At 74.1% G+C, this 24,287-nt stretch carries 8 protein-coding genes; 2 read left to right on the top strand and 6 right to left on the bottom strand.

Annotated features, from left to right (window positions below; all coding sequences use genetic code 11):
• Positions 1-14: 14 nt before the first annotated feature.
• The 3 genes from ACWD01_RS25255 to ACWD01_RS25245 all read right to left on the bottom strand — a co-directional run bounded on the left by ACWD01_RS25255 (position 15) and on the right by ACWD01_RS25245 (position 3,126).
• On the bottom strand, positions 15-896 hold the full coding sequence (locus tag ACWD01_RS25255; RefSeq protein WP_451165072.1) for an ABC transporter ATP-binding protein: 882 nt from the start codon (positions 894-896) through the stop codon (positions 15-17).
• A complete protein-coding gene (locus ACWD01_RS25250) occupies positions 893-1,990 on the bottom strand; it encodes a FecCD family ABC transporter permease (RefSeq protein ID WP_451165099.1) in 1,098 nt (365 codons plus the stop codon). Before ACWD01_RS25250 ends, ACWD01_RS25255 begins: the two co-directional genes overlap by 4 nt.
• Positions 1,991-2,058: 68 nt before the next feature.
• Positions 2,059-3,126: a FecCD family ABC transporter permease gene (locus tag ACWD01_RS25245; protein WP_451165071.1), complete on the bottom strand. Its 1,068-nt coding sequence runs from the start codon at positions 3,124-3,126 to the stop codon at positions 2,059-2,061.
• Between the two features lie 229 nt (positions 3,127-3,355).
• Between ACWD01_RS25245 and ACWD01_RS25240 the strand changes: the two genes are divergently transcribed.
• Together ACWD01_RS25240 and ACWD01_RS25235 are read left to right on the top strand one after the other, a co-directional pair.
• Positions 3,356-5,068: an ABC transporter ATP-binding protein gene (locus ACWD01_RS25240; RefSeq protein WP_451165070.1), complete on the top strand. Its 1,713-nt coding sequence runs from the start codon at positions 3,356-3,358 to the stop codon at positions 5,066-5,068.
• 23 nt (positions 5,069-5,091) lie between these two features.
• Positions 5,092-6,906: an ABC transporter ATP-binding protein gene (locus tag ACWD01_RS25235; protein WP_451165069.1), complete on the top strand. Its 1,815-nt coding sequence runs from the start codon at positions 5,092-5,094 to the stop codon at positions 6,904-6,906.
• Positions 6,907-7,220: 314 nt separating this feature from the next.
• Here the strand turns inward: ACWD01_RS25235 and ACWD01_RS25230 are convergent, their stop codons facing one another.
• The 3 genes from ACWD01_RS25230 to ACWD01_RS25220 all read right to left on the bottom strand — a co-directional run bounded on the left by ACWD01_RS25230 (position 7,221) and on the right by ACWD01_RS25220 (position 24,209).
• Positions 7,221-7,430 carry an MbtH family protein gene (locus ACWD01_RS25230; protein ID WP_451165068.1) on the bottom strand — a complete coding sequence of 70 codons (210 nt, stop codon included), beginning with the start codon at positions 7,428-7,430 and terminating at the stop codon, positions 7,221-7,223.
• Positions 7,427-22,984, bottom strand: a complete 15,558-nt coding sequence (locus tag ACWD01_RS25225) for an amino acid adenylation domain-containing protein (RefSeq protein ID WP_451165067.1) — start codon at positions 22,982-22,984, stop codon at positions 7,427-7,429. Before ACWD01_RS25225 ends, ACWD01_RS25230 begins: the two co-directional genes overlap by 4 nt.
• Before the next feature lie 187 nt (positions 22,985-23,171).
• A complete protein-coding gene (locus tag ACWD01_RS25220; RefSeq protein WP_451165066.1) occupies positions 23,172-24,209 on the bottom strand; it encodes an iron-siderophore ABC transporter substrate-binding protein in 1,038 nt (345 codons plus the stop codon).
• Positions 24,210-24,287: the final 78 nt, after the last annotated feature.

Genomic DNA, 24,287 nt, shown 5'->3' with positions numbered 1-24,287 from the left:
ATGGGCGTCCGTCCCTAGGAGGTCTCGGCCAGCACGGCGCCGGCGGTTTCCGCGCCCTGCGGGTCGCGCGCGCCGGCCCGCGCCTCGTACCGCCGGGGCGCGGCGGGCACCATCAGCGGCGTGCCGGTCTCGGGGTCCTCGATGATCCGGCACGGCAGTCCGAACACGTCCTCGACCAGCTCGGCGGTCATCACCTTCGCCGGGTCGCCCTCCGCCGCGACGGTGCCGCCGGCCCCCATCACGATGAGGTGGGTGGCGTAGCGGCACGCCTGGTTGAGGTCGTGCAGGACGGCGACGACCGTGTGGCCCTTGCGCGCGTGCAGTTCGGCGCACAGGTCGAGCACCTCGACCTGGTGGGCGATGTCCAGGAACGTGGTGGGCTCGTCCAGCAGCAGGATGGAGGTCTGCTGGGCCAGGACCATGGACAGCCAGACGCGCTGGCGCTGGCCGCCGGAGAGGTCGTCCACGGGCCGGTCGGCGAGCTCCAGCACGCCGGTCTGCCGCATCGCCTCGGTCACGGCCGTCTCGTCCTCGGTGGACCACTGCTTCAGCATCCGCTGGTGCGGGTAGCGGCCGCGGGCCACGAGGTCGCCGACGGTGATGCCGCCGGGAGCGTTGGACGACTGCGGGAGCAGCCCGAGCCGGCGGGCGACTTCGCGGGAGCGGTACGAGGAGATGGCCTCGCCGTCGAGGTAGACCCGGCCCGCCTTCGGGGTGAGCATCCGTGAGAGCGCCTTGAGCAGCGTCGACTTGCCGCAGGCGTTCGGCCCGATGATCACGGTGAAGGAGTGGTCGGGGATGTCCACGCCGAGCGAGGTGGCCACCGTCCGCTGGTCGTAGCAGAGCGTCAGGTCCTCGGCGCGCAGCCGGGGTGCGGGGGCGTTCGTGTCTGTCATGCGCGGCTCTTTCGCGACTCGGTGATCAGCAGCCAGATGAGGTACAGCCCGCCGATGGTCCCGGTCGCCGTGCCCACGGGCAGGAGCGCGGGCGCGAAGAGGCGCTGCACGACGAGGTCGCTCAGGGCGAGCAGGAGGGCGCCCATGAGGGCGGACGGCACGAGGGCCGGAGCGGACGACCGGGTCAGTCTGCGGGCCAGTTGGGGAGCGGCGAGGGCGATGAACACGATAGGACCGGCGACCGCGGTGGCGAAGGCGGCCAGGGCGACGCTGATGACGAGCAGCGCGGCTCGGGTCCGGGTCACGCTGACGCCGAGGGCGGTCGCGATGCCGTCGCCCATCTCCACCATGGACAGGCGCCGGGCGAGAAGGAGGGCGAGCGGGACGAGGACCACGACGGCGAGACCGATGGTGTGCGCGTGGATCCACAGGCGGTTGCCGAGGCTGCCGATCAGCCACGCCTGGGCCTCCAGCGCCTCCTGCCAGCTGGCCCGGGTGATCAGATACGAGTTGGCGGCAAGCAGCAGGGCGCTGACGCCGATGCCGACCACGATCAGCCGGAAGCCCTGCAGTCCCCGGCCCGCCATGAGCAGGGACACGGCCGCGGCGGTGGCGAGGCCGCCGACGAGCGCGCCGAGGGCGATCTGGGTCATGCTGCCGTTCAGCACGACGATGACGACGAGCGCGCCGGTGGCCGAGCCGTTGGTGAAGCCGATGATGTCGGGGCTGCCCAGCGCGTTGCCCGTCAGGCTCTGCAGGATGGCGCCGCTGACGGCGAGGGCGGCGCCGACGCACACGGCGGTCAGCAGCCGGGGCATACGCAGGGTGTTGACGATGAAGTCGGCGGCGCCGGAGCCGTTGCCGAAGAGGGCCTGGAGGACCTCGCCGACGGTGAGTTCGAAGTCGCCGGTGGTCAGGGTGATGCCCATGACGAGGACGAGCAGGGCGCCCAGGACGACGGTGACGGCCAGGGCGCGGCCCTGGACGCGCAGGGAGAGCCCGCCCCTGCGGGTGCGGACGACGAGCCCGGTGACCACTCGCGGGGTCGTGGGCGCCTTTTGTCCGCCATCCACCGCGTCCCCTTCCGCGCGCACGGCGCTCGCCTCGTCCCCTTCCGTTTCCGCGCGCACGGCGCTCACCGCGTCTCCTCCCCGTACGGCGCTCACAGCATGACCAGCTTCCGGCGGCGGCACAGCGCGATGAACAGCGGGGCGCCGAGGAACGCGGTGACGATGCCGACCTGGATCTCGCCCGGCGAGCCGAGGACCCGTCCGAGCACGTCGGCGCCGATCAGCAGGACGGGCGCGAGCAGCATCGAGTACGCCAGCATCCAGCGCTGGTCGGGTCCCACCACGAACCGGGCGATGTGCGGAACGACCAGGCCCACGAAGCCGATCGGGCCGGCCGCGGCCGTCGCCGCGCCGCACAGGAGCATCACGGCGACGGCGCCGAGCACGCGGGTCCGGCCGACGTTCACGCCCAGGGCCCGTCCCATCTGGTCGCCCATGGCCAGGGCGTTGAGGGACGGGGCGAGGCCGAGCGCGAGGACCAGTCCCAGGGCGACGAAGGGCAGGGCGATGAGCACCATGTCCATGTCCCGGCCCGCGAGCGAGCCGACGGTCCAGAACCGGAACTGGTCGAAGGCGCGCGGATCGAGCAGCAGCACCGCGGAGTTGAAGGCCATCAGCACCGCCGTCACCGCCGCTCCGGCGACGACGAGCCGGTCCGGTGTGGCCAGCGTGCGCCCCGAGGCGCCGAGGACGTAGACGAGCACCGACGCCGCCGCCGCACCGAGGAAGGCGAACCACACATACCCGAGCGCCGTGGCGACGCCGAAGAAGGCGATGGCCACGACGACTCCGGTGGACGCTCCGAGACTGACGCCGAGCAGCCCCGGGTCGGCGAGCGGGTTGCGGGTCAGCGACTGCATGAGCGCGCCGGACAGTCCGAGGCCCATCCCGACGAGCAGCGCGAGGAGGGTTCTGGGGATCCGGTACTCATGGATGATGACCGACGCCTGCGAGCCGTCGGGCTCCCACAGCACGCTCCAGGTCGAGGTGAACGGGATGCCCCGGGTGCCCACCCATACGCTGAGCAGCCCGACGAGGAGCAGGGCGGCCAGCGTCACGAGCAGGCCCAGGCCGCGCAGCGCGGCCACGGACCGGCGGACCCGGGGCGCGGCCGGGCCGTCTTTCGCTCCCGCGGGCGCCGCCCGGGTTTCGACCGACAACGACAACTCCCCCTGGCGGCGACTCGCGGACGAGACAGCACATGTGATGGCACAACAGACAGCAGCGACTTAGGTGAGCCTAACCGAATCCGCGCGGCAGGGTCAACGCACCGCCCCCGCGCACACAGGGCGACCACGGCGGCGCCCATCCGGGCCGGCGACGGCCTTGGCAGAGTGCCCGATTAGAGTAGGCTTACCTAACTAATCAATGTCGTCGCGGAGGTACCGCATGCCCGTGGGGGGACCGCACGAGGAGGGTCCGACGGGGGGCCTCGTCCTCCGCAGAACGATCAGGGGCCAGCGCCGGCAGGTCGTCGGGGCGTCACTCCTCGGCATGGGGCACCAGGCGTGCGAGGCCCTCGTCCCCGTCGTGATCGGCGTCATCATCGACCGGGCGGTTTCCACCGGTTCGTCCGAGGCGCTGCTGCGCTGGCTGCTCGTCCTCGCCGTCCTCTTCCTCGTCCTGTCCACGTGCTACCGGACCGCCGCCAGGATCACCGACGGGGCGGGCGAACGCGCCGCGCACCGGCTCCGCGTCGACCTCGGCACCCGGGTGCTCGACCCCCGCGGCGGCGCCGACGCCGGACGGCTGCCCGGCGCGCTCACCGCCGTCGCCACCGGTGACGCGACGCGCGTCGGAGCCGTCGCCGCCGCCGTGCCGTACGCGATCTCGGCGCTCACCGGACTGGTCGTCAGCGCCGTGGCGCTGCTCCGCGTCTCGGTGCCGCTCGGTCTGCTCGTCCTGCTCGGCGTCCCTCCCCTGCTGTGGCTCGGCCACCGGATCAGCCGCCCCCTCGAAGCGCGCAGCGAGATCGAGCAGGAGCGCGCCGCGCACGCCTCCGGTGTCGCCGCCGACCTCGTCGCGGGCCTGCGGGTGCTGAAGGGCATCGGGGCGGAGGCCGCCGCCGTGTCCCGCTACCGGCGCACCAGCCGCGACTCCCTGGGCGCCGCGCTGCGGGCGGCGAGCAGCCGGGCCTGGCACGACGGCGCGATCCTCGCCCTCACCGGCATCTTCATCGCGGTCATCGGCCTCGCCGGGGCCCATCTGGCCATGCGCGGCTCGATCAGCGTGGGCGAACTGGTGGCGGCCGTCGGGCTCGCCCAGTACCTCCTCGGACCCTTCCAGCTCCTCACGTACGTCAACGGCGAGTTGGCCCTCGGCCGCGCCTCCGCCGACCGGATCGCCGAGGTGCTCGCCTCGCCGCCCGCCGTCACGGCGGGCCGGACCGTGCTCCCCGGTCCCGTCGCCGGCCGGGTCCGGCTGCGCGGCCTGGGACACGGCGCCCTGCGCGGCGTCGACCTCGACATCGCCCCCGGCTCCGTCCTCGGCGTCGTCGCCAGGGACCCGGCGACGGCGCACGACCTGCTGCTCTGCCTCGGGCGGGAACTCGACCCGGCGGAGGGGGCCGTGGAGCTCGACGGCGTACCGCTGACCGAGCTGGACCCGGAGAGCGCCCGCCGCGCGATCCTCGTCGCCCACCACGACGCCGACCTGTTCGAGAGCAGTCTGCTCGACAACGTACGGGCGGGATCCGGCGCGCTGGAGGCCGACCTCGCGCCCGCCCTGGCCGCGGCCACCGCCGACGACGTCGCGCGGGCGCTGCCCCAGGGGACGGCCACCGTCCTCGCCGAGCGCGGCCGTTCGCTCTCCGGCGGCCAGCGCCAGCGCGTCGCCCTGGCCCGGGCGCTCGCCGCCGACCCGCCGGTGCTCGTCGTCCACGACCCGACGACCGCGGTCGACACCGTCACCGAGTCGCGGATCGCCGCCCGCCTGCGGGAGCTGCGGGACGGCCGTACGACGATCCTCGTCACCACCAGCCCCGCGCTGCTCGCCGCGACCGACCGCGTGGTGCTGCTCGACGGCGGCGCGGTCGCCGCCGAGGGCAGCCACCCCGAACTCGTCGCCTCCCACGAGGCGTACCGCGCGGCGGTGCTGGCATGACCCTGAACGACGAAGGACGCGAGATGACCGAGCCCCGTGCGGCGGACGGCGACCACGACCGCGGTGACCGTGCCCTGCTGCCCACGGCGACCGGCGCGCAGACCTTCGCCGCCGTCCGGACGCTGCTGCGGGGCCACCGGCTGCCGACCGTGCTCGCGGTCACCGTGCTCGTCACCGGCACCGGCATCGGCCTGCTGACCGCCCCGCTGCTCGGACGCATCGTCGACCTCGTCGCCGATCAGCGCGGCACGGGCGCGCTGACCGGGCCGATGGTGGTGCTCCTGGTGGTGGCCGTGGCCCGCGGCGTGGCGACCGCGATCGGCCACTCCCTCGTCGCCCGTCTCGGCGAGAGCGTCCTCGCGGACCTGCGCGAGCGGTTCGTCGGACGGGCGCTGCGCCTGCCCCTCGAACGGGTCGAGCAGGCCGGCTCCGGCGATCTGACCTCGCGGGTGACCGGCGACGTCACCATCATCGCGAAGGCGGTACGCCAGGCCCTGCCCGAGTTCGCCGCGGCCCTGCTCACCATCGCCCTGACCCTCGTCGGACTCGCCGTACTGGACTGGCGTTTCCTGCTCGCCGTCCTGCTGGCCGTGCCGGTGCACGTCCTGACGGTCCGCTGGTACATCCCGCGCGCCTCGACGGTGTACGCCCAGCACCGGGTGGCCAACGGCGCGCTCCAGCACCAGCTCCTCGACAGTGTCGGCGGCGTGCGCACCGTGCGGGCGTTCCGGCTCACCGGCAGCCACGCGCAGGCGCTGGAGCGGCGCTCCGGGGACGCCGTCGAACTGGCGCTGCGCGGCATCCGGCTGGTCTCCGGCTTCTTCTCCCGCCTCAACGCGGGCGAGTTCATCGGCCTGACCGGGGTCCTGGTGACGGGCTTCTTCCTGGTGGACAACGGCTCGGTGAGCATCGGCACGGCGACCGCGGCCGCGCTGTACTTCCACAGCCTCTTCAACCCGATCAACGCCGCGCTCTTCCTCATCGACGACGCCCAGTCGGCGGGCGCGAGCCTCGCCCGCCTGGTCGGGGTGTCGAACCTGCCGGTCGAGCCCGACCCGGACCCGGCCGCCGCGGCGAAGCCGGTGGACGGCTCGGTCAAGGTCACCGCGCTCAGCCACGCGTACGTCGACGGCCACCCGGTCCTGAGCGACGTGGACCTGGAGGTCCGCTGCGGCGAACGGGTCGCCCTGGTGGGCGCGAGCGGCGCCGGGAAGACCACCCTGGCGAAGCTGGTCGCGGGCGTCCACGAGGCGTCCGCCGGTTCGATCGTGCTCGGCGGCGTCGAGGCCCGCGAGCTGGGCCCGGCCGGCGTCCGGCGCGCGGTGACGCTCATCAGCCAGGAGGTCCACGTCTTCGCCGGCCCGCTGGCCGAGGACCTGCGGCTCGCCCGCCCCGAGGCCACGGACGAGGAACTGCGCGCGGCGCTGGAGCGGGTGGAGGCCCTTCAGTGGGTCGACGCGCTCCCGGAAGGCCTCGCGACCGTGGTCGGCGAGGGCGGCCACCGGCTCACGGTGACCCAGGCCCAGCACCTGGCCCTGGCCCGCCTGGTCCTGGCGGACCCGCCGATCGCCATCCTGGACGAGGCGACCGCCGACGCGGGCAGCGCCGGCGCCCGCGTCCTGGAGTCGGCCGCCGTCCGCGCCCTGGAGGGCCGCACGGGCCTGATGGTGGCCCACCGCCTCCCCCAGGCCGCCTCCGCCGACCGCGTCGTCGTCCTCGACCAGGGCCGCGTCGTCGAAACCGGCACCCACGACGAACTCGTCGCGACGGGCGGCCGCTACGCCGCCCTGTGGTCGGCCTGGTCGGCCAGCCGCCGGGACGCGCCACGGGGGGCGTGAGGCCGCGGGGTCCAACCGCGTGCACGCGTGGCACCGAGAGCCCGTACCGGCCCGGTACCGTTTCCGGTACTGCTCAGGAAAAGGGTGCCGAACGTGACGATCAGTGCCGGCGAGGCCCGCAAGGACTTCTTCTCGCTCATCGAGCGGGTCACTGACGACCACGCTCCCGTGCGCATCAACGGTCCCGAGCGACCGCTTCCATGAGCTAGGGCCTGCGGAAGCAAGAAGCCGTAAGCCCTGGAAGTCCGCCGCACGCAGCACGCCGCCGCCCGTGGAGGAGATCCTCCACGGGCGGCGGCGTACCGGGGCGCGGTTCAGGACTGCTGGGCCGCGAGGCTCTTGGGGCGGAGGTCCGTCCAGTGGGACTCGACATGGGCGAGGCACGCCTCGCGGGTGTCGTCGCCGAAGGCCGTGTGCCAGCCGGACGGGACCTCCGCGAAGGAGGGCCACAGCGAGTGCTGGTTCTCGTCGTTGACCAGGACCAGGAAGCGGCCCTGCGGGTCCTCGAACGGGTTGGTGCTCATGCGTCGTCACTCCTCGTGGACATTGCGGTGAACAGCTCGGAGAGCGGCTGTTCCGGGTCGGCCGCCGCGGTGTGCAGCAGGGTCTGGAGTTCTCGGGCGAGTTGGCGGGCCTTGTCCGGGCCGAGCACGCCGGCGGCGTGGATCAGTTCGCAGTGCACCGGGCCGTCGCCCTGGGGTTCGTAGAAGCTGAGGGTCAGTTCGGCCCGTGCCGCGCGGGTGGGGACGGCGTGGAAGGTGCCCAGGCCGCCCTCCAGCCGGCCGAGGTCCGCCTGTTCGTGGTGGATGACCATGACCTGCGGGCCCTGCGGGGGCAGTCCGGTCGCGCGGACGACCGCGTCGAACGGGACGTCCTGCCGGTCGAGGGCGCCGAGCGTGGTCTCCCGTACCCGGGTGAGCAGCTCCGCGAAGGCCGGGTCGCCGGCCGTGTCGGTGCGCAGCACCACCGTGTTGAGGAAGCAGCCGACGAGGTCGGCCAGCTGGTCGTCGCCACGGCCGGCGACCATCGTGCCGATGGGCAGGTCGGTGCCCGCGCCGTGTGCGGTGAGCAGCGCGGCCAGGGCAGAGTGCAGGACCATGAACATGCTGGTGCCGCTCGCCCGGGCCAGTCCGTCGACGGCCGCGTGCAGTCGCTCGTCCAGGACGAACCCGAAGTAGCCGCCGTCCTCGGCGCCGGGGCGCGGGGCGTCCGTCGGGAGGCCCAGCCGGGCGGGTACGCCCTCGAGGGCGGCCCGCCAGTGGGCGAGCTGCCGACCGCCCCGGCTGTCCGGGTCGGCGAGGTCGCCGAGGACCTCGTGCGCCCAGCGCGTGTAGTCGGCGTACGTCACCGGCAGCGGCTCCCAGTCGGGCGCAGAACCGGCGGCGCGGGCAGCGTACGCCGTGGTGAGGTCGCGGAACAGCGGCACCACCGACCACTCGTCCACCGCGAGGTAGTGCGAGGTCAGGAGCAGGGCCTGGTGGCCGGCCGGGTCGGTGAGCAGGGTGGCCCGCAGCGGGGCCTCCCGCTCCAGGTCCGGGGTCTGCGCGGCGAGTTCCGCGAGACGGGCGTCCAGGTCCGCGCACCGGTCGAATGCGAGGGCCGGGGCCTCGGCCGGCCGCTGGAGGACCGTGCCGTCGTGTGCGGTGAACGCCGTGCGCAGCGGCTCGTGGCGGGCCACCACGTCGGCGAGGGCGTCGGCGAGCGCGACGGCGTCCAGGCCGCCGTCCGGTACGCGCAGGGCCAGCGCGTGGTCGAAGCCGGGGGTGCGGCGGTGCGACTGCCACTCCCAGCGCTGGACCGGGGCGGCCGGCAGCGGTGCGCCGTCGCCGGACCCGGTGGCGCGCAGCGCCGGGCGGGCGGCCACCGCGCCCTCCAGCTTGCCGGCGAGGCCGGCGACGGTCAGCGCGTCGAAGACGTCCCGGATGCTCAGCTCGACGCCGAACTCCGTGCGGATACGGCCCAGGAGCCGCATGGAGGCCATGGAGTGGCCGCCGAGCGCGAAGAAGTTGTCGTGGACGCCGACCTTCTCCAGCCGGAGGATCTCGCAGAACAGCTCGGCCAGGCGGGCCTGTGTTTCGGTCGCCGGGCTCGCGTCGCCGGCCAGCGCGGACCAGTCCGGCGCGGGCAGCGCCTTGCGGTCGAGCTTGCCGTTGGGCGTCAGTGGAAGGGGCCCGTCCAGCGGTACGACGAGCGTCGGGACCATGTACTCGGGCAGCAGCCCGGCGACGTGCGCGCGCAGCGCGTGCGGGTCGAGTTCCCCGGTCTCCGGTACGGCGTAGCCGACGAGGCGCACGATGTCGCCGTCGCGGTCCGGCAGGACGGCGGCCTGGGCGACCGACGGGTGGGAGGCGAGGGCCGCCTCTATCTCGCCGAGCTCGATACGGAAGCCGCGCACCTTGACCTGGGTGTCGACGCGGCCGAGGAAGTCGAGGTTGCCGTCGGTGCGCCAGCGGGCACGGTCACCGGTGCGGTACATGCGGCTGCCGGGCGGGCCGTACGGGTCGGCGACGAACCGCTCCGAGGTCAGTCCGGCCCTGCCGAGGTAGCCGAGGGCGAGGCCGCGTCCGGCGACGTACAGCTCGCCCACGACGCCCGGCGGGACGGGCCGCAGCCGGTCGTCGAGGACGTAGCAGCGGGTGTTGGGGTCGGGCCGGCCGATGGGGACCCGGCCGCCCGGGCGGCCGCCGTACTCGCGGGCGGGCCACAGCGTGGAGTTGACCGTCGCCTCGGTGAGTCCGTACGCGCAGATCAGATGGGCCGTGGCGCCGAAGCGCTCGAACAGGTCCGGCGGCACCGTCTCGGTGCCGACGAGGACGGTCGAGCCCTCGGGCAGTTCGCAGCCGGGCGGCAGCGCGGACACCAGGGACGGGGGCAGGATCATGTGGCTGATCCGCTGGTCCGCGAGGAAGTCGGTGAGCGCGGGTCCGGCCACGCGGGCCTCGTCGGTGATGAGGACGAGCCGGCCGCCGTGGCAGAGAGCCATCGACAGTTCGAAGACGAAGACGTCGAAGCCGATCGAGGCGAACTGGAGCACCCGGCTGCCGCGTTCCAGGCCCATCCGGTCGACCGCGGTGGCGACCAGGCTGGCGATGCCCTCGTGCGGGACGACCACGCCCTTGGGGCGGCCGGTCGAACCGGAGGTGTAGATCACGTACGCGGGCTGGTCCAGCGGGACCGGCCGGGACTCGACGGCGGTCTCCGGCAGTCCGTCCAGCTCGGCGGCCACGGCGGGCTCGTCGAGCAGCACCACCGGTACGCCCGCCACGTCCGGGATCTTCCCGGCCACGGGCTCGGTGCCGACCACGAGGGCCGCCCGCGAGTCCTCGATCATGTAGGCGAGCCGGTCGGCGGGGTGTGCCAGGTCGAGCGGCAGGAACGCGGCGCCGAGCTTGAGCGCGGCGAGCACCGCGGCGACCATGTCGGCGCAGCGGGGCACGGCCACGCCGACGACGCTGCCGGCGCCGACGCCGCGCGCGGCCAGCAGCCGGGCGATCCGGTTGGCCCGCGCGTCGAGGCGCTCGTACGTCACCGAGCGGGAGCGGTCCACGACGGCGACCGCGTCGGGCCGTTCTGCGAGCCTGCGCGCGAACATCGCGGGCAGGGTCTCCTCGTCGACGGGCCGCGGGACGCCGTTGAAGCCCTCCAGGACCAGGTGGCGTTCGTCGGCGGCGAGGATCTCCGCCTGCGAGACGGGACGTTCGGGCGCGGCGACGAGGGCGGCGACGAGCGCCCGGAGCCGGTCGGCGATCCGCTCGGCGGTCTCGTGGTCGAACAGTTCGGTGGCGAACTCCAGGCGGCAGACCAGGGAGCCGTCCGAGCCGTCGCCGTCCGTGTGCTCGGTGAAACTGAACACCAGGTCGAACTTGGCGGAGCGGATGCGGAAGGGCACGTACTCGACCTGGAGTCCGGCCAGTTCGAGTTCGTCGCCGGTGCGGGCGTGGTAGCCGACCATCACCTGGAACAGCGGGTTCCGGGAGAGCGAGCGGGTCGGGTTGAGCTTCTCCACGACCGACTCGAACGGCACGTCGGCGTGGGAGAAGGCCGCCAGGTCCGTCTCGCGGACGCGGGTCAGCAGCTCGGTGAAGCTCGGGTCGCCGCTCAGGTCGGTGCGGAGCACCAGGGTGTTGACGAAGAAGCCGACCAGGTCGTCCAGCGCCTCGTCGCCGCGGCCCGCGATGGGCGAGCCGAGGGGGATGTCCGTGCCCGCGCCCATGCGGTGCAGCAGGGCGGCCACGGCGGCGTGCACGACCATGAACATGCTCGCGCCACTCTCGCGGGCGAGCCGCTTCAGACCCGCGTGGACGTCGGCGTCGAAGTCGATGTCCAGCTCGGCTCCGGTGAACGCGGGGCGGGCGGGCCGGGGCCGGTCGGTGGGCAGTTCGAGCTCTTCGGGGGCGCCGGCCAGCGTCGACTGCCAGTAGTCGAGTTGCCGGGCGGCCAGGCTGTCCGCGTCGGCCGGGTCGCCGAGGAGGCGCTGCTGCCACAGGGCGTAGTCGGCGTACTGGACGGGCAGCGGCTCCCGGTCGGGCGCCGCACCGGAGACGCGGGCGGCGTAGGCGGTGGCCAGGTCGCGCAGGAACGGCCGGTCGGACCACTCGTCGGTGGTGATGTGGTGCAGCAGCAGGATGACGACGTGGTCGTCGGGCGCGAGCTCCACGATCGTGGCCCGCAGCGGCAGTTCGGCGGCGAGGTCGAAGGGCCGGCCGGTCTCCGCGTCGACGATGCCGGGCAGCTCGTCCTCGGTGGCGCGGCGGTGCTCGACCACCGGCCGGGCCTGCTCGGGCGGCAGGACCCGCTGGAACGCCTGGCCGTCGCGCGCGGCGAAGACCGTGCGCAGGGCCTCGTGGCGGGCGGTGACGTCGGCGAGCGCGGCCGTCCACGCGTCGGTGTCCAGCGCGCCGCGAAGCCGCATCACCAGCGGGAAGTTGTACGCGGACGAGGTGCACTCGATCTGCTGGACGACCCACAGCCGCTGCTGGGCGTGGGACAGCGGCAGCTCCTCGGGCCGCTCGCCGGCGGTCAGCGCGGGGCGGGCGGCGCCACCGGAACGGGCCGCCCGTACCGCCAGTTCGGCGACGGTAGGCGCCTCGAACAGGTCGCGGATGGCCAGTTCGGTGTCGAGCGCGGTGCGGGCGCGGCTGACCAGGCGGGTGGCGAGCAGGGAGTGGCCGCCGAGCTCGAAGAAGTCGCTGTCGATGCCGACGCTGCCCGCGGGCAGGCCGAGCACCTCGGCGAAGAGGGCGCACAGCGTCTCCTCGCGCGGGGTGCGCGGGGCGCGGCTGGGGCCGGTGCCGGCGAAGTCGGGCGCGGGCAGGGCCCGGACGTCGAGCTTGCCGTTGACGGTCAGCGGCAGCGTGTCCACGGCGACGAGCGCGGAGGGGACCATGTAGTCCGGCAGGCCGGCCTTCACGTGGTCGCGCAGCCGCTGGAGCAGGTCGTCGCCCGCCCGGGCGCCGTCCTCCGTGACGACGTAGCCGACCAGGCGCCTGGTCCCGGTGGCCTCGTTCACGACCACGGCGGCGTGGGCGACCTCGGGGTGGGTGGACAGGGCGGAGGCGATCTCGCCCAGCTCGATGCGGTAGCCGCGGATCTTGACCTGGTCGTCGGTGCGGCCGAGGAAGTCCAGCAGACCGTCCGGGCGGCGGCGCACCAGGTCGCCGGTGCGGTACATCCGCTCCCCCGGCTCCCCGAACGGGTCGGCGACGAACCGCTCCGCGGTCAGGCCGGGCCGGTCGTGGTAGCCGCGGGCCAGTCCGGTGCCCGCGATGTAGAGCTCGCCCGGGCAGCCCGGCGGGACGGGCCGCAGCATGGCGTCGAGGACGTAGGCGCGGGTGTTGCGGATGGGCACGCCGACGGTGGGCGTCGCGCTGTCGGTGGTCGAGCCGCCGAGCGTGTTGATCGTGTACTCGGTCGGCCCGTACAGGTTGTAGCCGTAGCAGCCGTCGGTGCGGCGCAGTTCGCTCCACACCGTGTCCGACACCGCCTCGCCGCCGAGCAGGACCAGCGCGGGACGGTGCTTCCCGGTTGCCTCGTCGGCGTCGAGCAGGCCCTCCTCGATGAGGAGCTGGGCGTACGTGGGCGTCACGTTGACCACGTCGACCCGGTGCCGGTCGCAATAGGCGACCAGCGCCTCGGCGTCGCGGCGCAACTCCTCGTCGCAGACGTGCACCTCGTGTCCCTCGACGAGCCAGAGCAGCTCCTCCCAGGACATGTCGAAGGCGAACGACACGGTGTGCGCGATGCGCAGCCGCCGGCCGCCGGCCGCGGCGATCGCCGGGTCGAAGATCTCCTTCTGGTGGTTGAGCTGCATGTTCGTCAGGCCGCGGTACGGGGTGACGACGCCCTTGGGCCGGCCGGTCGAGCCGGAGGTGTAGATGATGTACGCCGGGTGCTCGAGGCGGTCCGCCCGGTCGGAGGCGAACGCGGGCCGCTCGGCGTCGGTGATCGTGCCGCCGTCCAGGGCGGCCAGTTCGGCGGCCACGGCCTCGTCGTCCAGGAGGAGTTCGGGCGCGGCGGGGCCCGCCTCGCCGCGCAGGGCGGGGGCGACGGCGGCCGTGGACAGCAGGCAGAGCGGCCGGGTGTCCTCGACCATCATCCGCAGCCGGTCGGCCGGGTGGTCCAGGTCCAGCGGCAGATACGCGGCGCCGGTGCGCAGGACGGCGAAGAGCGCGGCCACCATGTCGATGGAGCGCGGCAGCGCGAGCGCGACGGCGGTCTCCGGTCCGGCGCCCCGGGCGAGCAGCAGCCGGGCGATCCGGTTGATGTGCGCGTCGAGCTGGGCGTAGGTGAGGGCCCGCTCGCCGAAGACCAGGGCCACCGCGTCGGGCGTACGGGCCACCTGGGCGGTCAGCATGTCCGCGACGGTCTCGTTGGGCACCGGCTCCCGGCTGGCGGCGCGGTCGGCGGAGAGGGTCTCGCGCTCGCCGGGCAGCAGCAGGTCGAGGGCTCCGACCCGGGTCGTCAGGTCGCCGACGAGCCGTTCCACCAGGGCGCCGAAGCGGTCCAGGGTGGCCGCGGCCTGCTCGTCGCCGATCAGGTCGGGGCGGTACTCCAGTTTGGCCTGGACCGTCTGCGCCGGGTTGACGATGAGGGTCATCGGGTAGTGGGTGGCGTCGACGCTGCCGACACCCGTGATGCCGTGGCGCTCGGTGAGCTCCCGGAAGGCGCCCTCGTCGGCGAAGTTCTGCAGGACGTACAGGGTGTCGAAGAGGGTGGGGTGGCCGCCGGCGCGCTGGAGTTCGGCGAGGCCCAGGTACTCGTGGTCCATCAGGGCGACGCGCTCGCGCTGGACGCGGCGCAGCAGGTCGCCGACCGGCTCTGCGGGGTCGAGGGTGATCCGCTGGGGCACGGTGTTGAGGAACATGCCGATCGTCGTGTCGACTCCGGGCACGTCCGCCGGGCGTCCGGCGACCGTGGCGCCGAAGGTCACGTCGTCACGGCCCACGGTGGAGGACAGGACGAGCGCCCACGCGGTGGAGAGCACCGCGTTGATGGTCAGTCCGTGCTCGCGGGCGAAGCCGCGCAGCCGGTCGCTGAGGGCGCGGCCGAGGCCGAGGGTACGGCGGCGCGGGATGGTCGGCTCGTCGCCGCGTTCGCGGGCGACGAGGGTCGGCTCGTCGAGTCCGGTGAGCGCGCCGCGCCAGGTCTCGCGGGCCGCGTCGAAGTCCTGGCCGGCGAGCCAGCTCAGATAGTCGCGGTAGCTGCCGGCGGCGGGGAGGGCGCTGTCGTCGCCGGCGGCCGCGTACAGGCCGAGCAGTTCGTCCAGGAAGAGGGACTGGGACCAGCCGTCCCACGCGACCAGGTGGTGGCTGAGCATCAGCCGGTCGGTGGTGTCGGTGAGCCGGAACAGGGTGAGCCGGAACAGCGGGGGCGCGGCGAGGTCGAACCGCTGCCGCCGGTCGGCGTCGGACATCTCGACGAGCCGCGCCTCGCGCTCCGCGCCGCTCAGCCCGGTCAGGTCGACCTCGGTGAGCGGTACGGGCAGTTCGGCGGCCGGGCAGACGAACTGCACGGGCTCGGGCAGGCCGTCGCTGACGATGCCCGCGCACAGGCTGGGGTGCCGGCGCAGCAGGGCCGCGACCGCGGCGCGCAGCCGGTCGGCGTCGAGCCGGCGGTCGAAGTCGAAGGTGTCCTGGGCGGTGTAGACGTCGAGCGCGTCCGTGTCGTAACTGGCGTGGAAGTAGATGCCTTCCTGGAGCGGCGACAGCGGCCAGATGTCGGCCACGGGTGCCGGGCTCACCCGCTCGACCAGCTCGATGTCGCCCTGGGCGAGGGTGACCAGCGGCACGTCGGACGGGGTGAGGGAGGGCCGGGCGCCGGGCGCGGCGGCGCCGGCGACGAGGTCGCGCAGGGCGTCGGCCCAGGCGCCGCCCAGTGCGCGGACGTCCTCCTCGGTGAGCGCGTCGCCCTCGGGCCAGGTCCAGGTGGCGCGCAGCTCGGGGCCGTTCGGGGTGTCCGCGCAGACGGCGTTGACCTGGAGCGCATAGGGCATCGCGAGGTCGGCGTCGGGGTCGACGGCGAGCGCGTCGGACTCGACGGCGGGCGCCCAGTCGTGGGTCTGCTCCGCGGGGAGGCGGCCGAAGTAGTTGAACAGCACCTGGGCGGTGGACAGCTGGGCGAACACCGGGGCGAGCTGCGGGTTGAGGTAGCGCAGCATCCCGTATCCGGCGCCCGAGTCCGGGGCGGACCGTACCGATTCCTTGACCTGCTTGAGCGCGTCGAGCGGGTCGCCGGCGGCGGGCAGCCGCACCGGGTGGAGGCTGGTGAACCAGCCCACGGTGCGGGACAGGTCGGCGTCCGTGCCGTCCCGTCCGTGGCGCTCCAGGTCGACCAGCAGGTCGCCGTCGGCGTCCGGGCGCCACCGGGTGACGGCGCGCCGGAGGGCCGCGAGCAGGACCTCGGTGACGTCGGCGCCGGCCGCCGCTGGTACGGAGGTGAGCAGCGCGCGGGTCTCCTCGGCGGGCAGGGTCACGACGTGCTCGCGGGCCGCGCCGACCGTGCCGGTACGAGTGGCACCGGCGACCAGGTCTGCTCCGGGTGCCAATGTCTTGGCCCAGTAGGGCAGTTCGGCCTGGCGCTGCGGGGAGCTGGCCTGCTCTGCGACGTCGCGGGCGAACCTCCGCAGGGAGACCGGCACCGGTTCCAGCTCCGGGGACGCGCCGCGTGCCACGGCGTCCCACGCGGCGGCGAGGTCGCCGAGCAGCACGCGCCAGGACACGCCGTCGATGACGAGGTGGTGGACGACCAGCAGCAGCCGGCCGGGCCGGTCCGTGCCGGCGTCGAACCAGACGGCCTGCACCATCACGCCCGCGTCGGGGTCGAGACGGCCCGCCGCGGCGTCGGACTCCTCACGGACGGCCGTACGCAGCGCGGACTCGTCGAGGCCGCGCACGTCGACCCGGCGGAGCAGCGCGGCCGCGTCGACCTGGCCCGCGGGCACCGTCAGCGCGGACCAGAGAGCGGGGATCGCCGGACCGAGGTCCATGCGGGTGAGGGTGAGCCGCAGGCCGTCGTGGTGGTCGAGGACCGCCTGGAGGACCCGCGTCAGCTTCCCGGTGTCGGCGGCGGCGGGCGCCTGGAGCAGCATGGAGAGGTTGAAGCGGCTGATCGTGCCGCCGTCCTCGCGGAGCTGGTGGACGATCGGCAGCAGCGGTACGTCACCGACGCCGTCCGTGTCGGCGGCGGGCGCCGGGGTCGCGGTCGCCGCACCGGCGGCGGCGGCCAGGGCGGCCGGGGTCCGGTGCTCGAAGACGTCGCGCGGGGTCACCGCCAGACCGGCCTTGCGGGCGCGGCTGGAGACCGCCATGGACAGGATGCTGTCGCCGCCCAGGACGAAGAAGTCCTCGTCGGCGTCGACCCCGTCGATGCCGAGCACCTCGGCGAAGATGCCGCACAACTGCTGCTCGTAGCCCTCGCGGGCGCTCGCGGTGCGGCTCTTCCTGCGGGCCTCGGGGGCGGGCAGGGCCTTGAGGTCGGTCTTCCCGCCGGGGGTGAGCGGCAGCGCGTCGAGCCGTACGAAGTGGGTGGGCACCATCGGCGCGGGCAGCGAACCGCTCAGCGCGGCGCGTACGGCCTCGGTGTCCAGTTCCCGCGTACCGGCGGCCGGGACCAGATAGGCCACCAGCTGCTGGATCCCGCGCTCGTCGTCGCGTGCCGTGACGACGGCGTCGGCGACGGCCGGCTCGTCGCGCAGCCGGGCCTCGATTTCCCCGAGTTCCACCCGGTTACCCCTGATCTTGACCTGGTGGTCGGTGCGCCCGAGGTAGGTGAGCACACCGTCTCCACTGAACTGGACCATGTCGCCGGTGCGGTACATCCGCTCCCCCGGCTCGCCGAACGGGTCGGCGACGAAGCGCTCCGCGGTCAGCGCGGCGCGTGCGTGATAGCCGCGGGCCAGTTGCGCGCCCGCGATGTAGAGCTCCCCCGGCTCGCCCTCCGCGACGGGGCGCAGGTGGCGGTCGAGGACGTAGAGGCGGGTGTTCCACACCGGCCGCCCGATGGGGACGGTGGCCCCGTCCGCCGGGGCGGAGTCCGCTTCCCAGCTGGTGACCTGGATGACGGCCTCGGTGGGTCCGTACACGTTGAACAGCGGCACTCCGGTGCGCTCCTGCCAGCGCCGGGCGAGCGGCACGGGCAGCGCCTCGCCGCCGCTGAAGGCACGGCGCAGGCTCGCCCACCACTCCCCTGCCTCTTCGGCGAGCAGCGCCCCGTAGAGGGAGGGCACGAGGTCGAGGCCGGTGACCCACTCGGTGCGGATCAGGTCGACGAGGTACGCCGGGTCCCGGTGGCCGTCCGGGCGGGCGATCACCACGGCGCCGCCGGTGAGCAGCGGCGTGAAGATCTCCAGTACGGACGGGTCGAAGCTGGTCGAGTACTGGTGCAGCACCCGCTCGTCCGGCCCGTAGCCGAACCGCTCGGCGGTCCACAGGAGTTGGCCGACGACCGCGCGGTGCGGGACGACGACGCCCTTGGGGCGGCCGGTGGAGCCGGAAGTGTAGATCAGGTACGCGGCGCTGTCCGGGTGGACGTCCACCGTGACCGGGGCGCCCTCGGGGGTCTCCTCGCCGGTGACGACGGGAGCGGCGGCCGGGTCCTCGCCGGTGACGACGTGGGTCACGCCGTCGAGGGCGGGCAGCCGGGTCAGGGACGCGGCGGTGACGACGACGGTCCGCGCCCCGGAGTCCTCGAGCAGGTACCGCACCCGGTCGGCCGGGTAGTCGACGTCGACCGGCAGATAGGCGGCGCCCGCCTTGAGCACGCCGAGCAGCGCGGCCAGGTTCTCGGCGGAGCGGGGGACGGCGACGGCGACGACGGACCCGGGTGTCACGCCACGGGCCAGCAGCGTGGCGGCCAGTGCGTCGGCGCGCGCGTCCAGTTCGGCGTAGGTCGTCCGTCCGGCCTCGTGGATCAGCGCGGTGGCGTCCGGGGTGCGGCGGGCCTGCCGGGTGAAGGCCGCGTGCAGGGTGTCGCCGGGCAGGTTGTGGTCCGGGCCGGCCAGCAGGTCGAGGGCGGCGCGCTCATCGCCGGGGGCCTGCAGGGCGAGCCCGGCCACCGGGCGGAGCGGGTCGGTGACGAGCTGGTCGAGCAGGGCCCGCAGCCGGCCGGCGAACCGGCGGGCGGCCGCGGCGTCGAGGCGGGCCGGGTCGTGGTCCAGGCGCAGCCGGAGCCGCTCGCCGGGCAGGACGGTGAGGGCCAGCGGGTAGTGGACGGCGTCGCGGATGTGCGAGCCGGTGATCCGGACCTTTCCGGCCGGGTCGGAGGGTTCGCCGGCCTCGGGGAGGTTCTCCACGACGACCAGCGCTTCGAACAGCTCGCCGCGTCCCACGGTTCGCTGGATCTCGGCGAGGCCCACGTGCTGGTGGTCGAGCAGTTCGGCCTGCTCGTCCTGGAAGCGGGTGAGCACGTCCACGAGGGACTGCTCGGGGCGCCACCGCAGCCGCGCGGGCAGGGTGTTGATGAGGAGGCCGACGAGGGTCTCCACGCCTTCGACGGCGGCCTGTCGGCCCGAGACGGTGCTGCCGAAGACCACGTCGCGGCTGCCGGTGGCGTCCCCGAGCAGCAGCCCGAAGCCGCCCTGGACGACGCTGCCGAGGGTCAGTCCCAGCGCGCGGGCCCGTGCGGTGAGGGCGGCGGTGTCCGCCGCGGTCAGCTCCACGCCGATCGTGCCGGTCCCGCCCTCGCGGGGGTCGGCGAGCCGTACGGGGAGCCTGGCGGGGCCGTCGTAGCCGGCCAGCGCGTCGCGCCAGGCGGCCAGGGCGCCGTCCCGGTCGCGTGCGGCGAGCCAGCCCGCGTACGCCCGGTACGCCGGGTCCTCCTGCGGCCGGGGGTCCTCGGCGCCGGGGCGGTAGCCGCTGAGGAGTTGGCGCATCAGGAGCGACACCGACCAGCCGTCGACCACGATGTGGTGGAGGGTGAGCACCAGTTGGGACCGGTCCGCGCCGTGGCGGATCAGGGCGGCCCGCAGCAGGGGCGGTACGGCCAGGTCGAAGCCCTCCGCCCGCTCCCGCGCGGCGACGGCGTCGGCCGCCGCCGCCCGGCTGTCGGGGTCCTGGCCGGACAGGTCGTCGAAGCTCCAGGGCAGGGTGACGCGCTCGCCGACGAGCTGCACGATCCTGCCGTCCGGAAGCTGATGGAAGGCGGCGCGCAGCAGCGGGTGGCGGTCGAGGAGTCCTTGGACGGCGCTCCGCAGGGCCTCGGGGTCGACGTCGCCGGTCAGTTCGACGGTGTCCTGCACGGCGTATCCGTCGGCGCCGGTGTCGTCGACGGAGGCGTGGAAGTAGAAGCCCTCCTGGAGCGGGGTGGCCGGCACGGCGTCCACCAGGTCCGGGACGGCGGCCTCGCACTCGGCGCGCTCGGCGTCGGTCAGCGTGACGAGCGAGAAGGGGGGCGGCAGTTCACGGCTCGCGGCGTGCGGGGGGTGCACCGCCTCGCCGGTGAGGCGGGCGAGGGCCGCGACCGTACGGTGGCGGAACAGGTCGCGCGGGGTGAGCGCGAGACCGGCCTCGCGGGCGCGGTTGACGAGCTGGATCGCGACGATGCTGTCGCCGCCCAGCTCGAAGAAGCTGTCGTGGACGCCCACCGACGGCAGGCCGAGCACCTCGGCGAACAGTCCGGCGAGCGTGGTCTGCGCGGGGGTGGTGGGGGCGTCGTCGCCGCCCATCGCCGTCCACCGGGGCTCGGGCAGGGCCCGGCGGTCGAGCTTGCCGTTGGGCGTCAGCGGCAGCGGTCCGTCGAGGCGGACGACGGCGGAGGGGACCATGTAGTCGGGGAGAGTGTCGGCGATCCGGGCGCGGGCTGCCGACACGGCGGCCTCAGCGGCCTCGGAGTCCGTCACGGCGGCCTCGGCGTCCGCGCCCGTACCGGTCTCCGCGACCAGGTAGGCGACGAGCCGCTTCACACTGCGGTGGTCCTCGCGGACGAGGACGGCGGCCTGGGCGATGCCGGGGCAGGCCATGAAGGCGCTCTCGATCTCGCCGGGCTCGATGCGGTGGCCGCGGATCTTGATCTGGCCGTCCGCCCGGCCGAGGAACTCGAGGTTGCCGTCCGCGCCCCAGCGCACCCGGTCGCCCGTCCGGTACATCCGGGCGCCCGGCGCGCCGAACGGGTCGGCCACGAAACGCTCCGAGGTGAGAGCGGCCCGGCCCCGGTAGCCGCGGGCGAGGCCGCGCCCGGCGACGTACAGCTCGCCCTCGGTCCCGACGGGGACGGGGCGCAGCGCCGAATCGAGCACATAGGTACGGGTGTTGGGGTCGGGGCGGCCGATCGGGGCGGGGCCCGGGCGGGAGGCGTCGGCGATCCACAGCGTGGAGTTGACGCTCGCCTCGGTGAGGCCGTAGGCGACGACGACCTGGACCCTCCCGGCCCAGCGGGCGATCAGTTCGCTGGGCACCGCTTCGGTGCCGACGACGAGCACGGCGCCGTCGGGGAGTTCGCAGTCCTGCGGGAGCGCCGAGACGAGCGACGGCGGCAGGATCATATGGGTGGCGCGGTGGCGCGCGATGTAGTCGGTGAGGGCGGCCCCGGCGACGCGGCGTTCGGTGGGGACGACGATGATCCGGCCGCCGACGCACAGCGACATGATCAGGTCCCAGACGGTGACGTCGAAACCGACGGACGCGAACTGGACGACCCGGCTGTCCGCGGTGATGCCGATGCGGTCGGTCGCGGTGGCGATGAGGCTGCCCACGCCGTCGTGCGGGACGACGACGCCCTTGGGGCGGCCGGTGGAGCCCGAGGTGTAGATGACGTACGCGGCCTGGTCCAGCGCGACGGCCACACCGAGGTCGGTGTCGTCCTGGGCGGCGCACTCGGCGGCCGTGGCCGGCTCGTCGAGCAGCAGGTGTGCGACGCCCGGCGCGGCCGGCAGGTCGGCGGACAGCGCGCGCGTGGTCACGACGGTCCGGGCGCCCGCGTCGTCCAGCATGTACGCGATCCGGTCCTGCGGATGGTCGGCGTCCAGCGGCAGGTAGGCCGCTCCCGCCTTCATCACGGCCAGCAGGCAGACCACGAGCTCCGGGGAGCGCGGCAGGGCCACGGCGACGACATCCTCTGCGCCGACACCGCGGGCGGCGAGCAGCCGGGCAAGGCGGTTCGCGGCGGCGCCCAGTTCCGCGTACGACAGCTCCCGGTCCTCGTGGACCAGCGCGACGGCGTCCGGCGTGCTCTGCACCTGGCGCTCGAAGGCTGCGGGCCAGGACAGTTCGGCCACCTCGCGGGGCGCCACGCCGAACTCGCCCAGGAGCTGGGCGCGTTCGGCGGCGGAGGTGAGTTCGAGATGGGCCACGGGGCGGGCCGGGTCCCCGGCGAAGGCGTCGAGCAGCGTCAGGAACCGCCGCTCGTGGCCGCTCAGTTGCTCCTCGTCGCACATGTCGGCGTCGGCGTCGAACTGGATGCGCAGCCCCTGGCCGCCCCCGCAGTCGCCGAAGGTGATCGCGAGGTCGCTGACCGGGCCGAGCCACAGAGGCACGAGCTCGGCGTCGAGGCCGCCGAAGCGGATGTGCTCGCCGCCGGGGAGGATGTTGACGGTGGGGCCGACGAGCTCCTGCACACCGTCGACCAGTCCGAGGTCCCGTGCCAGGTCCTCGGCACGGTGGCGGCTGTGGTCGACGGTCTCCGCGACGGCCGTGCCGACGGCCGCGGCGAGCTGGGTGCCGGTCAGGTCGGGGCGGACGGTCAGGCGCAGCGGCAGGATGTTGGAGACCATGCCGGGGATGTCCCGCGTCGCCGGGTCCTGCCGGGTGGTGACGGGCAGGCCGAGGACCAGGTCCTGTTCGCCGGTGGCGCGGTGCAGATAGGCGGCGACGGCGGCCAGCAGGATGCGGGAGAGCGGGACGCCCGCGGCGGCCGCGGCGTCGTGGAGCGGTGCGACGGCGGGCGGCGCGAGTTCGACCGTACGGCGCAGGCGCCGCCGGGTCAGTCCCGGCGACCGCTCCACGAGCCGTACGGGCTCCGGCCGGCCGGCCATGCGCCGCAGCCAGTACGCGCGGTCCTCCGCGGACTTCTCGGACGCGCGGTAGGCGGTGTCGGCGTCGACCAGCCGGGCGAGCGACCAGTCGGGGGCGGCGGCCCGGTCGCCGTGGGTGTAGAGGTCGCCGGCCCGGCGGGAGATCCGGGCGATGCCGGCGCCGTCCATGACGATGTGGTGGTAGCGCTGGTACCACCAGACGCGGTCGTCGGCGAGGCGGAGCAGCGCGTGGGCGTAGAGCGGGGCGGCCGCGAGGTCGGCGGGGCGGTCCCGGTCGGCCTCGGCCCACCGGTGGGCGGCGTCCAGGGGGTCGCTCTCACCGCGCAGGTCGACGGTCGGGACGTCGACCGGGACGGGCGATGCCACCTGGCGGGGTACTCCGTGGTCGCCGGCGATCCGGACGTGCAGGCTCTCGGTCTCCTCGACGGTCTGCCGGACGGCGACGGCCAGGCGGTCCAGGTCGATGTCTCCGCGCAGGTCCAGGATGAACGAGACGTTGTAGGCCGTGCTGTCCGGCTCGATCTGCTGGGCGAGCCAGATGCCGGATTGCCCGCCGGTGACGGGGATACCGGGGGTGCCGGCAGTGCGCGTCCGGTCCGACTCGGCGTCAAACATCGTCTCTGGGGCCTTTCCCTGGTGGTGCGTCAGTTCCCTGGTGGTGCGTCGCGCTCCGCGCCCGCCCGGCGGGGAAGCCGGGCGGGCGGGGAGCGGCCGAGGAGCGGTGCCGCCAGGGCGGCGGCTCGGGCCTTCGTACTGATCCGGCCTGGTCCGGCCTGATCCGGACGACAGGCCCTCGCGGGACCTACTTGATGGCCTCGAGCATCGGGACGACCTGGTCGATGGCGTACGGGATCGACAGGACCGTGTTGAAGGACAGCGCGGCGCCGATGTCGGGGCTGTCGTACGGGAGGAACAGGTCGCGCTTCTCCTGGTGGACCTTGGTCTTCTTGTACAGCGGGTCGGCCTTCATGGCCTTCTCGGTCTCCGGGGTGCCCAGCCACACCGTGCGGTCGGCCTCCATGACGTCGAGGCGCTCGAAGCTGAGGTCCGCGATGTTCTCCTTGCCGAGGGCGGCACGGTACTTCTCCGAGGTGGTGAAGCCCATCTCCGACAGGAAGATGACCTTCGGGTCCTTCGGGGAGAACGCGGAGAACTTGCCCGGCTCGTAGGGCTCGCCGACGGTGACGGTCTTGCCCTTCCACTCCGGGTGCTTGTCGCGGACGGCCTTGAATCGGGCGTCGATGCCGGCGATCAGCTTCTTGGTCTCGGCCTCCTTGCCGAGCGCCTTGCCGATCTGCCGGGTCATGTCCTGCCAGGGCGCCTGGTAGTCCTCGTGGCCCTTTGGCTGGGCGACGACCTTGGCGAGCTTGGAGAGCGTGTCGTACTGCTCCTTCTTCATGCCCGAGTACTGCGCGATGATCAGGTCCGGCTTGAGCGCCGCGATCTTCTCGATGTTGTACTCGTCGCGCTCACCGACGATCTGCGGCGGCGTCGAGCCCCACAGGCCCTTGGCCCACGGCCACTTGCCGTACGGCTGCTCCTTGAACCAGTCCACCGAACCGACCGGCTTGACCCCCAGCGCGAGCACCGCGTCCTGGTCCGACAGCCCCAGCGTGACGACCTTCTTCGGCTCCGCCTCGATGGTCGTGGAGCCGTACTTGTGCTCCAGCGTCACCGGGAAGGCGCCGGTGTTCCCGTTCGCCTCGGCCGAGGGCTTCGACTCGGCCTTCTCCGTACCGCCCCCACAGGCGGTCAGAGCGAGCGCGGCGACGGCCGCGACGGCGACGCGGGGGATGTGTCTGGCGAGGCGCGTCAGCGCGGGGCGTGTGCCAATGGACACGGTGGTTCCTTTCACGGGGGTTCAACGGTGCGTGGTGGTGCGTGCGGTGCGTGTACTGCGTGCGCTGCCTGCCTGTCC

This window comes from Streptomyces sp. NPDC002835, assembly GCF_053591995.1.
This window is presented reverse-complemented; position numbering and strand designations above follow the sequence as displayed.

Excerpts from the sequence above, each read along its gene's own strand:
- ACWD01_RS25255 (WP_451165072.1), bottom strand. The coding sequence starts at position 896 with ATGACAGACACGAACGCCCCCGCACCCCGGCTGCGCGCCGAGGACCTG.
- ACWD01_RS25240 (WP_451165070.1), top strand. The coding sequence starts at position 3,356 with ATGCCCGTGGGGGGACCGCACGAGGAGGGTCCGACGGGGGGCCTCGTC.
- ACWD01_RS25235 (WP_451165069.1), top strand. The coding sequence starts at position 5,092 with ATGACCGAGCCCCGTGCGGCGGACGGCGACCACGACCGCGGTGACCGT.
- ACWD01_RS25230 (WP_451165068.1), bottom strand. The coding sequence starts at position 7,430 with ATGAGCACCAACCCGTTCGAGGACCCGCAGGGCCGCTTCCTGGTCCTG.
- ACWD01_RS25225 (WP_451165067.1), bottom strand. The coding sequence starts at position 22,984 with ATGTTTGACGCCGAGTCGGACCGGACGCGCACTGCCGGCACCCCCGGT.